Here is a 13,661-nt window from a genome sequence, read left to right on the forward strand (position 1 = left end):
AATTAACCAAAACGTTAATCGACAAATTGTTCCGAATGAATTTTTAATTCAATGTCCCAATTCTTGAACTGCACTTGTTCATCGTGCAATTCAGCGACAAGCAATGGCCATTGTTTAGCATCACCCGAAACGCTGAGCTGCCATTGTTGCGCATTCTGAACACTCAATTCAATGGCAGGAAGCATCTGATCGCTGCGACTGTGATTGACTAAAACTGCTAGGCGCAGCAGCAGACATAAATGCATTAATTTATGGCCACCGACCTTGTTGACATCAATTTTATCGTCCTGACGCAGCTTGCGGCGATGGTGCGCAACCAGATGCGACAGATGGTTTTGATCAATTTGTGAAAAGCCCGGAATATCCGAATGTTGTAATAAATAAGCACCATGACGATGATAGCCACCATGACTGATCGCCAGACCAATTTCATGTAAATAGGCCGCGCGGCGCAGTAAATCACTGTCATCGCTGGTCAATTTCAGCTCCGCGGCTACGCCTTCAAACAGGTGCTGCGCGGTTTTGACCACACGTTCTGCCTGTTTCGGATCGGCGTTATAACGGCCCATCAGCGCCTGCACACTGCGGTCTCGGATATCTTCATGCTGGAAACGGCCCAGCAGGTCATACATTACGCCTTCACGTAAGGCACCATCGGAATAAACCAGTTTATCAATATCTAAAATATCAAAAACTGCATATAAAATCGCAATCCCGGCTGGCAAAACTGCTCGTCGATCTTCTTTTAAACCGTCAAAGTCCATTTCAGAGACATGCTTGTATTTAAGCAGTTTATCTTTGAGTTTTTCCAGGCCCTCACGGGTCAGATTTTCCTGCGCATTGCTCCAGCCCATATTCACGGTAATCTGGCGGCAGGCTTTAATGGTGCCACTTGAGCCTACTACGGTATCCCAGCCGGCATTTTTATAAGTATTGGCAATGGTGGATAATTCTTTGCGTGCGGCAAACACGGCTTTGTCAAAACTTTTATGGTTAATTTCACCTTTGGCGAAAAAGGCTTTGGTATAGGCCACACAGCCCATCTGTAAAGATTCGGTATGAATAGGTTCGAATTCTTCACCAATAATCAGCTCGGTTGAACCACCGCCAATATCAATCACCAGGCGGCGACCACTGTTTTCCATGGTGTGCGACACGCCCAGATAAATTAAGCGGGCTTCTTCACGACCGGCAATAATTTCAATGGGTTTTGGCAAGATTTCTGCGGCTTTTTGAATAAATTCATGTCCGTTTTTGGCCTGACGCAAGGCGTTGGTGGCAACAATACGTAAACGGTTCGGCTGTACAGCGCTTAAACGTCCGACAAAGCGTGCCAAACAGGCTAAACCGCGCTGCTGTGCGGCTTCGGTTAAATTTTTATTCTCATCTAAACCAGCGGCAAGCTGTACTTTTTCTGACATTGATGCCACTTTTTTTACTTCACCATGATCCACACGGGCAATGGCCAGGTGGAAGCTGTTCGACCCCATATCGATGGCTGCAAGTAACTCTTCATCAATTAAAAAATCAGACATTCTTCAAACAAACCTATACAGAATTGTGCCTAGAGTAATTCACATACATGCAATTTAAAAGCCATTTGTGCGCACATTTCGATGAGTATTTAAATTTTCGGCAGATGTGACAATTGTGTGACACGATCATCAGCATCGTGAGCATCAATTAGACAAATTCACAGGAAAGATCGAAAATTTACATATTCCTCTACATTGTTCTAGATGGCTATGTAATACTAATAAATATAGCTATCTATACAAAAATTCATTTGGAGCACATTCCATGTCTGGCAACATCGTAAACACAACGGATGCAAACTTCGAAGCAGACGTTCTTCAATCTGAAACACCTGTATTGGTTGACTTCTGGGCGGGCTGGTGTGCGCCTTGTAAGGCAATTGCGCCAGTACTTGAAGTTTTGGCGACTGAATATGAAGGCAAAGTTAAAATTGTGAAAGTTGACGTGACCGCTTGCGAACAAACTGCCGTGAACTACAACATCCGTAACATCCCTGCACTGTTGATGTTCAAAAATGGTGAAGTGGTTGCCCAGCAGATTGGTGCTGCACCAAAATCGAAACTGACTGCATTTATTGATGAAAACATCTAAATCCTGTCTGTTTAGAAAAATTAAAATACGCTATGTTTCATAGCGTATTTTTTTCGTCTATAAATTGACAAATCGGCGTTTCTCTCTTATATTGCTTGCTCAAGAAATAAAGGACTTCCCGTCCCGCCCGTTTCTTAAAAGACACAACACAAAAATGCCGCTCGGCAACAGAAATTGTTTTTTCACATTTTTCTCTGAAACAATTAATCAGTCCTCTGAATTGTTATTGTGCAAATACAATTGCGTTCGTTTTATTGCCTGCATGCGGTCAAATGTTGCTTCCCTTCCAACCTGTACCCCAGAATTTTTGATTCTATCTGATCACCTATGAATTTAACCGAACTCAAGAAAAAACCGATTGGCGAACTCATCAAGATTGCCGAGTTTATGGGCCTTGAAGGAATGGCTCGTAACCGTAAGCAAGACATTATTTTTGCCATCTTAAAACGTCATGCAATGAATGGCGAAGAGATTTTTGGTGATGGCGTGCTCGAAATTCTGTCAGATGGTTTTGGCTTCTTACGCTCTGCAGCAGGCTCTTATTTAGCCGGTCCTGACGATATCTATGTCAGCCCTTCGCAAATTCGTCGTTTTAACCTGCGTACCGGTGACACCATTACCGGCACCATTCGCCCACCAAAAGAAGGCGAACGTTATTTTGCCCTGTTAAAAGTTAACCAGATTAACTACGACACGCCAGAAAACTCGCGCAATAAAATCCTGTTTGAAAACCTGACCCCACTGTTCCCAACCGAACAACTGGTCATGGAACTTGGTAACGGTACCACTGAAGATTTAACCGCGCGTGTGGTTGACTTGGTTGCGCCAATTGGTAAAGGCCAGCGTTCAATTATTGTAGCGCCGCCAAAAGCTGGTAAAACCATGTTATTACAAAACATCGCCCAGTCGATTGTACGTAATAACCCGGAAGTATTCCTGATTGTTCTGCTGATTGACGAACGTCCGGAAGAAGTGACCGAAATGGAACGTACCGTGCGTGGTGAAGTGGTTGCCTCAACCTTTGATGAATCTCCAGCCCGTCACGTACAAGTGGCTGAAATGGTAATTGAAAAAGCCAAGCGTCTGGTAGAACACAAAAAAGATGTGGTGATTCTGCTTGACTCGATTACCCGTTTAGCGCGTGCCTATAACACCGTGGTGCCATCTTCAGGTAAAGTCCTGACTGGTGGTGTCGATGCTCACGCACTGGAACGTCCAAAGCGTTTCTTTGGTGCCGCACGTAATATTGAAGAAGGCGGCTCACTGACCATCATCTCAACCGCGTTAATTGAAACCGGCAGCAAGATGGATGAAGTGATTTACGAAGAATTCAAAGGTACCGGTAACCAGGAAATTACGCTTGATCGTCGTATTGCCGAAAAACGCGTGTTCCCTGCCATGAACATCAAGAAATCAGGTACCCGTCGTGAAGAGCGCCTGATGTCTGAAGACAACCTGCGTAAGGTCTGGATTCTGCGTAAGCTGCTGCATACCCAAGATGAACTGGCAGCCATGGAATTCCTGCTGGATCGTATGAAAGAAACCAAAACCAATGACGAGTTCTTTGATCATATGAAGCGTAAAGCCAGCAACTAAGATCAAAACTTTTTAAAAAGGCCATCGTATAACGATGGCTTTTTTATTTCGGTTGACCATCTTTACATAAAGATACAATTGGATGTTTTCTGTGTAAACTTATTTTTAAGTAAATGATTATAAATAAGTATTTCAAAAAAACCCTATAGTTTTTAATGATTTAAATCGCCTTTCGCCAATATAAACTGAACTCTTGATTGTTATTTTCTGTTAAAAAACAACGCATTTTAGGGCTTTTTTCGGCTTTTTTTAGAGCAAGCTAGTAGTAATTAAAAAAACTCAGTGATAGCATATTCGCAGACCAGTTAGACTGCTCCTGCGTTGTTAGTGCCTAACAAAATTAGGAATAATAAAAGCATATAACAGGCTAACGTCGGTTTTTTTTAATCTCAATTTTTTAGAGAGTGATGCCATGTTATTCAAAAAAATCGCTATTGCTGCTGCAGTTGCTACTACTTTAGCTTTCGTTGGTTGTGCTAAAAAAACTGAAGAAGCTGCTGCTGACGCTAACCAAGCTGCATCTGAAGCTGTTGTAGCTGCTTCTGAAGCTGAAGCTGCTGCTGACGCTGCTGCTGTTGAAGCTGCTTCTGGCGCTGATGCTGCTGTAGACGCTGCTGCTGATGCTGCTGACACTGCTGCTGCTGCTGCTGATGCTGCTACTGACGCTGCTGATGCTGCTGTTGACGCTGCTGCTTCTGAAGCTCAATAATCTTAGATTATTGACAAAAAGAGAGCCTTTTGGCTCTCTTTTTTATTGTCTGAATATTTCTTACAACATCTCATCATCACATACAAGGAACACGGTAATACCTGCCGTTAGAACCTCAGCCCTTACTTTTTTAGCGGCATAAAAAAAGCAGATCAATCGATCTGCTCATTTCCAACACGTTGGCGGAACTTCTGTCCGGCACGGAAGGTTACCACCCGGCGTGCAGAAATCGGAATTTCTTCACCCGTCTTCGGATTTCGGCCTGGACGTTGACGTTTATCACGCAACTCGAAGTTACCAAAACCTGAAAGTTTCACCTGCTCCCCAGAGATTAGCGCCTGGCTAATCTCATCGAAGAATAACTCGACCATTTGTTTCGCTTCACGACGGTTTAAACTCGTGAGCTCACTTAAATGATCAGCCATTTCTGCTTTTGTTAATGCTGTCATGAAGCCCTCAATGTCGCTTGATAAGTGTTTTCTAACACTTGTAGGATATTGTCCATACCTGATTTAATTTCAGCATCTTCAAGCGTACGTGTCGGATGTTGCCATAACAGTGCAAATGCCAATGAGCGTTTACCCGCTTCAACACCTTGACCAGTGTACACATCGAATAACCAGGTTGAATGCAGAAGCTCGCCGCCCGTTTGTTCGATAAGTTGCTGAATTTCGCTAACATTAATCTTATCACTAATTAAAAGCGCAATATCACGTCTTACCGACGGAAAACGTGATAATTCTGTAAAATTAGATACATAAGTTTGCAAAACAGCCTGCTGATCCAGTTCCGCCACCCAAGTAGTGCCTAAATCCAGTTCATTTTCCAGAGATGGATGCAGACGACCTAAATAACCAATTGACTGGCCATTGACCAGAATCTCTGCAGATTGGCCTGGATGCAACCAGCTACGCTCTGAACGTACGTATTCGACCTGTACACGACCTGCCGCCAGCAACTCTTCAACTTCACCTTTCAGGTCAAAGAAGTCCATAGCTTGTGGCTTGCCATGCCATGATTCTGCTGTTTTAGCACCCACCGCAATCATCGCCAGGGTTGGAATCTGTTTCAGGTCATGAATTGAAGTTGCATTCTGATAATCAAAACGTAAACCCAGTTCAAAGAAACGCACACGGCTTTGCTGACGGTTAATATTGTACTGTACGCAAGGAATCAGGCTCGACAGCAAGGTTGAACGCATCACCGCCAGATCGCTTGAAATCGGGTTCGCCAATGCCAGTGGGTTGACCGCTGCATTTAGCTGTTTTTCCAGTTTCAGGTCAGCAAAGCTAAAGCTGATTGCTTCCTGATAGCCCAAAGTCACTAGGGTTTGACGCAGCTGTGCCACTTCAAACTGATCCTGATACTTCGCCAGTTTGGTGTCAATCACCGGCAGGCTGATTTGAATATTGTCATAACCGTGAATACGCGCGACTTCTTCAATCAGGTCCTGGTAAATGGCCATGTCATAACGATGCGATGGCGGTACCACAGACCATTGGCCTTGCGCTTTTACCGTCACTTCACAACCCAAGCGTGTTAAAGCATCGGTAATAAAGTCTGAATCTACGCTATAACCCAGCAGCTGATCGACCTGTGCCTGTTCCAGTTCAATCGCGTCACGTGTTGGCAATACTGCTGCATTTTCTGCCACCGTAATTGGGCCAAACTCACCGCCTGCAAGCTCAGAAATTAACTGAGAGGCACGGTGCATGGCGATCAATGGCAGTTCAAAATCCACACCACGCTCATAACGCTGAGAGGCATCGGTATGCAGGCCAAAACGGCGCGCACGACCGGCAATATGCAGCGGTGCAAAGAAAGCAGATTCCAGGAAGATTTCAGTGGTTTCATCGGTAACCGATGAAGACAGACCACCCATGATGCCCGCAATCGCCAGTGCTTTTTCATCATCAGCAATCACCATGACATCGTCTTGCAGTTCTACTTCTTGTTCATTCAATAGAACAAGTTTTTCGCCCGCAGTCGCCTGACGCACCTGCACAGCACCTTGCACTTTTGCAGCATCAAAGGCATGGAGTGGTTGACCCAGTTCCATCAAGACATAGTTGGTAATATCAACCAGAATGCTGTGCTGACGGATACCCGAACGTGCCAATGCGCGCTCCATCCATTCAGGCGTCGCGGCTTTGGTGTTCACGTTCTTGATCACACGACCTAAATAACGTGGACAGCCTTCAGTCGATACAACCACTTTCTTTTCATCAGCAATGCTTGCAGCCACTTCTTGAATGTCAGGCGCAGTCACAGGCAGTTGGTTAATCACCCCAATTTCACGTGCGATCCCACGAATGCTGAAACAATCACCACGGTTTGGCGTGATGCTGATGTCAATCACGTTGTCATCTAGGTCCAGATATTCACGGATGTTGACACCGACCGGTGCATCCACAGGAAGTTCTAATAGACCGTCGATTTTGTCTTCTAAATCGATTTCAGATGCACCGCAGAGCATGCCTTGTGATTCCACACCACGCAGTTTGCCTTTCTTGATTTTAAAATCGCCTGGTAATACTGCACCAATAGTTGCCACAGGTGCTTTCATACCTGCTCGTACGTTTGGCGCGCCGCAGACGATTTGTAAAGGCTCGCCTGAACCAATGTTCACCGTCGTTACACGTAAACGGTCTGCATCTGGATGTTGTTCAACCGTCAGCACTTCACCAACCACTACACCAGTAAATGGTTTTGCAGCTGGAGATAAATCATCAACTTCCAAACCCAGCATGGTTAACTGGTCAGAAAGTTTTTCGCTATCGATGGCTGGGTTGACCCACGTGCGTAGCCAATTTTCGCTAATTTTCATTAATATAAAACCTGTAATTCAAATCTCTAAAATCCCCCTCTAACTCCCCCTTTAAAAAAAGGGGGAGAACCCTATGTCACCGATGGACAACCCCTCTCCTTTTAGGAGAGGTCAGGGAGAGGTATAAATTTGTTTTAAGCAAACTGGCGTAAGAAACGCACATCATTCTGGTAGAACATACGTAGGTCGTTAATGCCATAACGCAACATTGCAAAACGCTCTACGCCCAGACCAAAAGCAAAGCCTTTATATTTGTCCGGATCAATACCTGCCGCGCGTAATACATTTGGATGCACCATACCGCAGCCCAGCACTTCTAACCATTTACCGCGCTCATCCATAATATCCACTTCAGCACTTGGCTCTGTGAACGGGAAATACGACGGACGGAAACGGACTTTCAAATCTTTTTCAAAGAATTCGTTCAGCAAGTTCACCAGTAAACCTTTCAGTTCAGCAAAGCTGGTGTTTTCCGCCACGTACAAACCTTCAATTTGGTGGAACATTGGTGAATGCGTCTGGTCGGAGTCACAGCGATAAACACGGCCCGGGCAGACAATACGGATTGGCGGCTGCTGGGTTTCCATGGTCCGAATCTGTACACCAGAGGTATGGGTACGCAGTAAATGAGTCGCATCAAAATAGAACGTGTCGTGCATGGCACGGGCCGGGTGATGGCCTGGAATATTCAGCGCTTCAAAGTTGTGATAATCATCTTCAACTTCTGGGCCAGTAGCCACAGTAAAACCGGCTTTGGTAAAGAACTGGCAAATACGCTCTTGCACCTGAGTTACCGGGTGAATGGAGCCAATGGTCTGACCACGGCCTGGTAAAGTAATATCCACCGTTTCGCTGGCAAGTTTTTGTTCTAATGCCGCTTGCTGTAATGCTGCCTGACGCTCGGTTAATGCAATATTAATGGCTTCACGCACCGCATGGATTTGCGCACCAAACGCTTTACGCTGTTCAGGATCCATTTTACCAAGTGACTTAGATTGTTCCGCGAGCTGGCTTTTCTTCCCCGTAAATTGCACCCGTACTTGATCGAGTGTAGCAAGGTCGTCTGCTGCTGCAATGGCAGCGAGCGCTTCAGTGGTCAGGGCTTCCAGTGACATAGTAACTCTCAAAGCAACAAATTTTGAATATAATTAAAAAACCCCACATTCTAACAGTTTTTGGACAGTAGAATGAAGTTGCATTGCAGGAAAATTAGATTGGCATCGCAATTTGGAAAAAGTATAAGATAATCAAAATATCAATGAGATCAAACACTATGGCGCTCGATCAAATTTGGAAACAGCAACTGACCCTGGTCACCTATGGCAATGAATATCTGAGCCAGGATTTGAGTTTCAGTCGCTGGCGTGCGCATCCCATTTTTAATCAGCACATGTTCTGGTTTCGTGATTTAAATTCCCAGCATCTGCTGGCCCAGCATTTTGAAATCTGGCTGGAAGGCTTAAAACGCCAGGGTACAACCCGACTGAGTCTGCACAATGCCAGTCTGCTGGTCGATGAAAAAAATCCCAACGCCAATGTCGAGCTGCTGCCCTACCCGCATTTTATTGTCAGCCATGAAGCACATAAAAAATTCGCCTGGATTTGTGGCAAGGAATTGCCGGAATGGTATAACGCCGACAATGATTATGAATTTCCACCGGCACAGCGGATGGAACTGCGCCAGGAAACGTTCTGGCGCTATGAACTCAATAGCAAGCTGGCCAAAAAGGTAGAGGCCGATTTAGAACCCGCTCACTGGGATGAAATTCATCTGTTTACCGAGCAGGAGCTGTTTTCCCATACACTGGCGGCCGACTTTCAGCCACCTGAACAGCAGAATTTACCCTATTATGGTGTTCCGCTTACGGCAGATACACCTGATCCGCATCAGCTGTCTTTATTACCGACTCACTATCAGGCCGATTATGCACATCGCATGCTGTACCGTTTAGAAGCGCTAAAAGATGATATTCAACAGAAAATCCAGCATCCCTATAATGCAGATAATGAAGTGCTGAGTCCGGAAGAGCAGCTTGACCTGCGCCATTTTGCCCAGAAGCTGGATGATTTAAGCGCCAAATTTATTGTCAAGGTGGCCAACCATTACCAAAGCGCCCAGCTGACGCCTGTCGCACAGCCGAATCCGCTGGAACCGTTCGCATCTGACAACAAGGCTACCCATGCGCAAGCAGCGCATTCAGCCAAAGCCCCGTCTCATCATAAAGTTGGTGCGACTGGAGTCATCAAGCTGATTCTTATTACTGTGGTAATTTGTTTATTAGCCTATTATTTCGGACTTTAAACGCGATTCAGAAACCGTTCAACCTCAGCGACCGAGGTCAGCCGAATCCAGTGCAGATGGGCATATTCGGGAGATTGCATCAGCTGCAGATAATGCCGGCGATTTTTCTGATGGGTTTTAATCATCCACCAGACAATCGAATCGCGGCTAAACAGCTGTCTGATCGTTTCCCGATTATTGGAATTGGACCAGAGGGTTTGCTGTGAAACCGCGCGCTGCACGGCGCGTTGTACAGAACGCAGTAAATTGCTATGAAACGGTAAATCCAGCCAGATGATGGTATCGGCCTGTGCCCATTTAATGGGAATGGTGCGGGTATAGTTACCATCAATCACATAGCCATTGGGTGCCTGCTCAATGGCTGCCTGAATTTTGGCAAAAAAATCTGTATCAGCACTTTGCTGCCAGTCATCTAACCAGAACAGATTATCCAGCTCGATATAGGCCAGTCCCAGCTTTTCTGCCAGCGCCCGGGCAAAGGTCGACTTGCCTGAGGCCGAAGTACCAACCACATTAATTCGCTGCATACAATTTCCCTGTTTCATCATCCAGATCCTGATTCTGCGCAATAAAAAAGACCGCATAAAGCGGTCTTCTTTTAAGTCACGAGGACTTAGGCAGCCAATGCACCTTTCGCTTTTTCAGCTAAAGCAGCAAATGCAACTGCGTCATGCATAGCGATGTCAGCAAGTACGCGACGGTCGATGATCACTTGGGCTTTCTTCAAACCAGCAATCATACGGCTGTAAGATAAGCCGTTTTGACGAGCACCAGCATTGATACGCGCAATCCATAGAGCACGGAATTGACGTTTCTTCTGACGACGGTCACGGTAAGCGTATTGACCTGCTTTGATTACCGCTTGGAACGCTACGCGATATACGCGTGAACGAGCACCATAGTAACCTTTAGCACGAGCAAGAATTTTTTTATGACGGCGATGAGCCTGTACACCACGTTTTACACGAGCCATTTATAAATCTCCTTAGATGTATGGGCACATACGACGAACTGAAGCAACGTCACTCACGTGAACCATTACACAGCCGCGCAATTGACGGATACGTTTAGCAGATTTTTTGGTCAAAATGTGGCGTTTGAACGCTTGTTTACGCTTGAAACCGTTAGCAGTCGCTTTGAAACGTTTAGCTGCACCACGGCGAGTTTTTAACTTAGCCATAACAACCTCTTTTAAGTACCTGTTCGGCTCATTTGCACCATTACAAACGACCTGCAGGTAAGGGAGCACGTATTCTAAAGCATCTTTGCCTAAAACAAAAGCAGATATTGCAAAAGTCGCTCGTCTTCTATCGGCAGATGAGGTCTTTGAGATTAGCAGGATCTCTCCTTTTTATTGAACAGCCAAAACATACAGATGGAACCTCTTATTTTTATAGCGGAAGACTTGTACTGACGGCCAATTCAGGAAATACTGCGCAGCGTTCCTTCTTTTGCCCAACAACAAGCTAATCCTCATGAAAAAAACCATTTGCCTGAGTCTGTGTCTGGCGCTGCCGCTTAGTGCCACGCTTGCCATTGCTGCCCCTGCCGAACAACTGCAAGTACAAAAAACCTCGGCGTTGGCCGCCCATCTGACCACGCGTATTCAATGGACCGAGTTTCCGCAGCTGCGTTATAGCAATGCCGATTTAAAGCAGCAAAACCGCGCGGCCATTTTACGGATTCATGCCGATGAATCGGGGCAAATCAACAAGGTCACGGTACAGGAAAGCACCGGACTAAAATCTTTAGATCAGCTGATTAGCCAGGCGGTAAAACAGGCCAGAATCAAACCACATCTGGTCGATGATACCCCGGTTCCAGTGATTGGTTATCAGGTCTTTCATCTGGATTTAAAAGATACTGCTCAGGACTGCCACTACAGCTTTGACTCGACTGTCTGGCAAGCGCAGCAAGCCGGCGCAAAAAGCGCGTTTCAATATCGCAGCCAGCCTCAACTGAACGTCACCGAAGATGAGTTAAATGGTCATGCCCGCCGGATTCAGTTCAAAGTGAAAGCCGATAAATACGGCAACATCCACAAGGTTAAAATTCAGCAAGGCTCCGGCCGTTATGCGCTGGACCAGAAACTGATTCAGGCGCTGCAAGGTGCACAGGTCGATGTACCACGCAAATTTTGGATCTATAAAAAATCCAGCCTGAAAGATGAAGTCCGTTTTCAGCCAGCAGAATGTGAGGGCTAAACTAGAACATGGCATAAGCCAGATAAATAAACAGATAACGCCCGATTTTGGCTACACTCACCATCAGCAGATATCGGGCGAAGTTTTCTTTCATTAAACCGGCAATTAGGGTGATTGGATCACCAATCACCGGCACCCAACTGAGCAGCAAAGACCAGAAGCCATATTTCCGATAAATCTGCTGTGCCTGCTGCAGCTTGGGTTCAGACACCGGAAACCAGCGCTTGTCTTTATACTGCTCGATCTTGAGTCCTAACCACCAGTTCACACAGCTGCCCAGAATATTGCCCAGACTGGCGATGGCTATTAAAGCCATCACCGAATGTTGCTCTTGAATGAGCAGGCCCAGTAATACCGCTTCAGATTGCAACGGCAATAAGGTAGCCGCCCCAAAGGCCGACAGAAATAACAGCAGATAAGCCATAACAGATGCAGTTAACAGGTTCTGCCCATCTTAACTGAAATCACAAAAAAAGCACCCGAAGATGCTTTAGGTGATTTTATGATGATTATTTAAACCTGAATCGCCAGGGCGCGTTGTACTGCCGGACGGGCGGTTAAACGCTCAATATAATCCTGCACATGCGGATAATCTTCTAGCGGAATCTGCTGCCATTCATGGCGTAACAACCACGGTAAAATCGCCATATCGGCAATTGAATATTCACCGGCTACATATTTCTGCCCGATCAGCTGCTTGTTTAACACGCCATACAGACGTTTGCTTTCATTGACATAACGCTCGGTGGCATAGGCAATACGCTCGGGTGCAAAACGGCTAAAGTGATGGTTCTGCCCCAGCATCGGGCCTAAGCCACCCATTTGCCACATCAGCCACTGCTCCACCTCTACCCGCTCGAGCTCATCTACCGGATAGAACATACCGGTTTTACGGCCCAGATATTGCAAGATCGCACCCGATTCAAAAATCGAAATCGGCTGGCGATTCGGTCCATTCTGATCGACGATAGCTGGAATTTTATTGTTGGGAGAAATGCGCAGAAAATCTGGCTGGAACTGGTCGTTTTCAAGGATATTAATCGGGAAAATTTGGTATGGCAGCGCCATTTCTTCTAAGGCAATCGTAATTTTATGGCCATTGGGCGTGCCCCAATAATAAAGATCAATCATCAGATTTTATACTCCACACACCTTCACTGGTGTTTTGTTATGACAATTTAATGTATCTTCAGAAAAACAGCAAGCGCATCATTTATAATTTATTTCTATTTTAATTTCAGTATTTTAAGAAATTTTTTTAAATAAATTTAGCTTTAATTCTTGAAATTTTAACACCTACACCTATATTTATTTTTGCGTAAGGATGAAATTCATCTTTCGCCCTGTCGATGATATTCATGACAGATCTTATTTCTTATTTTTAAAACTTTGCTGACCTCAGGAGGTTCTAATTATGAGTAATTTAAATCTTCATCCATTATTCCGCCGTAGCATTGGCTTCGACCGTCTTAACGACTTTATTGAGTATGCAATGCAAAGCGATGCACCGAATTATCCGCCCTACAATATCGAAAAAAGTGGCGAAAATCGTTACCGTATCGTGGTTGCAACTGCAGGCTTTAGCCAAAATGAACTCAGCATTAGCCTTGAAAATCAGTTACTGTCCATTACAGGCAAACCTGAAGCAGTACAGCAAGAACATACTGAATACTTACACAAAGGCATTGCGCGCCGTTCATTTAAATTATCATTGCGTCTAGATGAGCATATTGAAGTGCAACAAGCGGACTACGAAAATGGCTTATTGGTGATTGATCTTGAGCGCATTATTCCTGAAGAAAAATTACCGCGTCAAATTCCAATCGGCAAAAAACTGTTACTCGAAACACCTGAAGTGACCGAAAAAACAGTGAATGCTGAATAATCATTAAATCC

15 protein-coding genes are annotated in these 13,661 nt (G+C 45.3%); 6 read left to right on the plus strand and 9 right to left on the minus strand.

The genetic code is table 11. The features are described from left to right. Positions 1-14: 14 nt before the first annotated feature. A complete protein-coding gene (gene ppx, locus FTU50_RS11225; protein ID WP_180046221.1) occupies positions 15-1,535 on the minus strand; it encodes an exopolyphosphatase in 1,521 nt (506 codons plus the stop codon). Positions 1,536-1,800: 265 nt separating this feature from the next. On the opposite strand from ppx, the gene trxA reads away from it, so the two are divergent. From trxA to FTU50_RS11240, 3 genes are all read left to right on the plus strand, one after another. Beyond that, positions 1,801-2,127: a thioredoxin gene (gene trxA / locus FTU50_RS11230; RefSeq protein ID WP_016659515.1), complete on the plus strand. Its 327-nt coding sequence runs from the start codon at positions 1,801-1,803 to the stop codon at positions 2,125-2,127. Between the two features lie 327 nt (positions 2,128-2,454). Beyond that, positions 2,455-3,723 carry a transcription termination factor Rho gene (rho, locus tag FTU50_RS11235; RefSeq protein WP_005182456.1) on the plus strand — a complete coding sequence of 423 codons (1,269 nt, stop codon included), beginning with the start codon at positions 2,455-2,457 and terminating at the stop codon, positions 3,721-3,723. A 412-nt stretch (positions 3,724-4,135) separates the two neighbouring features. Next, entirely contained in the window at positions 4,136-4,432 is a 297-nt protein-coding gene (locus FTU50_RS11240) for a hypothetical protein (protein WP_180054642.1), read from the plus strand. 152 nt (positions 4,433-4,584) lie between these two features. Here FTU50_RS11240 and FTU50_RS11245 read toward each other — a convergent pair whose 3' ends face one another. The 3 genes from FTU50_RS11245 to pheS all read right to left on the minus strand — a co-directional run bounded on the left by FTU50_RS11245 (position 4,585) and on the right by pheS (position 8,374). Next, positions 4,585-4,881 carry an integration host factor subunit alpha gene (locus FTU50_RS11245; protein ID WP_004649746.1) on the minus strand — a complete coding sequence of 99 codons (297 nt, stop codon included), beginning with the start codon at positions 4,879-4,881 and terminating at the stop codon, positions 4,585-4,587. Then, a complete protein-coding gene (gene pheT / locus FTU50_RS11250) occupies positions 4,878-7,259 on the minus strand; it encodes a phenylalanine--tRNA ligase subunit beta (RefSeq protein WP_180054640.1) in 2,382 nt (793 codons plus the stop codon). The genes FTU50_RS11245 and pheT overlap by 4 nt, the downstream gene beginning before the upstream one ends. A gap of 134 nt (positions 7,260-7,393) precedes the next feature. Then, positions 7,394-8,374, minus strand: a complete 981-nt coding sequence (pheS, locus tag FTU50_RS11255; protein WP_180062650.1) for a phenylalanine--tRNA ligase subunit alpha — start codon at positions 8,372-8,374, stop codon at positions 7,394-7,396. Positions 8,375-8,532: 158 nt separating this feature from the next. Between pheS and FTU50_RS11260 the strand changes: the two genes are divergently transcribed. Further along, positions 8,533-9,561: a hypothetical protein gene (locus tag FTU50_RS11260; protein ID WP_180054636.1), complete on the plus strand. Its 1,029-nt coding sequence runs from the start codon at positions 8,533-8,535 to the stop codon at positions 9,559-9,561. On the opposite strand, the gene FTU50_RS11265 is transcribed toward FTU50_RS11260, so the two are convergent. The 3 genes from FTU50_RS11265 to rpmI all read right to left on the minus strand — a co-directional run bounded on the left by FTU50_RS11265 (position 9,558) and on the right by rpmI (position 10,741). After that, the gene (locus tag FTU50_RS11265; protein ID WP_034598321.1) at positions 9,558-10,088 is read right to left on the minus strand and encodes an AAA family ATPase; all 531 of its coding nucleotides are present in this window, start codon (positions 10,086-10,088) and stop codon (positions 9,558-9,560) included. The genes FTU50_RS11260 and FTU50_RS11265 overlap by 4 nt on opposite strands. A gap of 86 nt (positions 10,089-10,174) precedes the next feature. Continuing rightward, on the minus strand, positions 10,175-10,534 hold the full coding sequence (gene rplT, locus FTU50_RS11270; RefSeq protein ID WP_005182440.1) for a 50S ribosomal protein L20: 360 nt from the start codon (positions 10,532-10,534) through the stop codon (positions 10,175-10,177). Between the two features lie 12 nt (positions 10,535-10,546). Beyond that, on the minus strand, positions 10,547-10,741 hold the full coding sequence (gene rpmI, locus FTU50_RS11275) for a 50S ribosomal protein L35 (RefSeq protein WP_001096359.1): 195 nt from the start codon (positions 10,739-10,741) through the stop codon (positions 10,547-10,549). 295 nt (positions 10,742-11,036) lie between these two features. Here rpmI and FTU50_RS11280 point away from each other — a divergent pair, with 295 nt between their 5' ends. Further along, the gene (locus FTU50_RS11280; RefSeq protein WP_180054634.1) at positions 11,037-11,765 is read left to right on the plus strand and encodes an energy transducer TonB; all 729 of its coding nucleotides are present in this window, start codon (positions 11,037-11,039) and stop codon (positions 11,763-11,765) included. Position 11,766: 1 nt separating this feature from the next. Here FTU50_RS11280 and FTU50_RS11285 read toward each other — a convergent pair whose 3' ends face one another. Together FTU50_RS11285 and FTU50_RS11290 are read right to left on the minus strand one after the other, a co-directional pair. After that, a complete protein-coding gene (locus FTU50_RS11285) occupies positions 11,767-12,189 on the minus strand; it encodes a YqaA family protein (RefSeq protein ID WP_180069765.1) in 423 nt (140 codons plus the stop codon). Positions 12,190-12,278: 89 nt separating this feature from the next. Further along, entirely contained in the window at positions 12,279-12,896 is a 618-nt protein-coding gene (locus FTU50_RS11290) for a glutathione S-transferase N-terminal domain-containing protein (protein ID WP_180046229.1), read from the minus strand. A 283-nt stretch (positions 12,897-13,179) separates the two neighbouring features. Between FTU50_RS11290 and FTU50_RS11295 the strand changes: the two genes are divergently transcribed. Continuing rightward, a complete protein-coding gene (locus tag FTU50_RS11295) occupies positions 13,180-13,650 on the plus strand; it encodes an Hsp20 family protein (protein WP_045795981.1) in 471 nt (156 codons plus the stop codon). Positions 13,651-13,661: the final 11 nt, after the last annotated feature.

The sequence above is a fragment of the Acinetobacter sp. YH12112 genome, from assembly GCF_013418945.1.
GTDB classification, from domain to species: Bacteria; Pseudomonadota; Gammaproteobacteria; order Pseudomonadales; family Moraxellaceae; genus Acinetobacter; species Acinetobacter indicus.

What these genes read in the sequence shown, in the direction of transcription:
- trxA (WP_016659515.1), top strand. Translation starts at nt 1,801, where the DNA reads ATGTCTGGCAACATCGTAAACACAACGGATGCAAACTTCGAAGCAGAC.
- rplT (WP_005182440.1), bottom strand. Translation starts at nt 10,534, where the DNA reads ATGGCTCGTGTAAAACGTGGTGTACAGGCTCATCGCCGTCATAAAAAA.
- FTU50_RS11245 (WP_004649746.1), bottom strand. Translation starts at nt 4,881, where the DNA reads ATGACAGCATTAACAAAAGCAGAAATGGCTGATCATTTAAGTGAGCTC.
- pheT (WP_180054640.1), bottom strand. Translation starts at nt 7,259, where the DNA reads ATGAAAATTAGCGAAAATTGGCTACGCACGTGGGTCAACCCAGCCATC.
- rho (WP_005182456.1), top strand. Translation starts at nt 2,455, where the DNA reads ATGAATTTAACCGAACTCAAGAAAAAACCGATTGGCGAACTCATCAAG.
- FTU50_RS11240 (WP_180054642.1), top strand. Translation starts at nt 4,136, where the DNA reads ATGTTATTCAAAAAAATCGCTATTGCTGCTGCAGTTGCTACTACTTTA.
- FTU50_RS11295 (WP_045795981.1), top strand. Translation starts at nt 13,180, where the DNA reads ATGAGTAATTTAAATCTTCATCCATTATTCCGCCGTAGCATTGGCTTC.
- ppx (WP_180046221.1), bottom strand. Translation starts at nt 1,535, where the DNA reads ATGTCTGATTTTTTAATTGATGAAGAGTTACTTGCAGCCATCGATATG.
- FTU50_RS11280 (WP_180054634.1), top strand. Translation starts at nt 11,037, where the DNA reads ATGAAAAAAACCATTTGCCTGAGTCTGTGTCTGGCGCTGCCGCTTAGT.
- FTU50_RS11290 (WP_180046229.1), bottom strand. Translation starts at nt 12,896, where the DNA reads ATGATTGATCTTTATTATTGGGGCACGCCCAATGGCCATAAAATTACG.
- rpmI (WP_001096359.1), bottom strand. Translation starts at nt 10,741, where the DNA reads ATGGCTAAGTTAAAAACTCGCCGTGGTGCAGCTAAACGTTTCAAAGCG.
- FTU50_RS11285 (WP_180069765.1), bottom strand. Translation starts at nt 12,189, where the DNA reads ATGGCTTATCTGCTGTTATTTCTGTCGGCCTTTGGGGCGGCTACCTTA.
- FTU50_RS11265 (WP_034598321.1), bottom strand. Translation starts at nt 10,088, where the DNA reads ATGCAGCGAATTAATGTGGTTGGTACTTCGGCCTCAGGCAAGTCGACC.
- pheS (WP_180062650.1), bottom strand. Translation starts at nt 8,374, where the DNA reads ATGTCACTGGAAGCCCTGACCACTGAAGCGCTCGCTGCCATTGCAGCA.
- FTU50_RS11260 (WP_180054636.1), top strand. Translation starts at nt 8,533, where the DNA reads ATGGCGCTCGATCAAATTTGGAAACAGCAACTGACCCTGGTCACCTAT.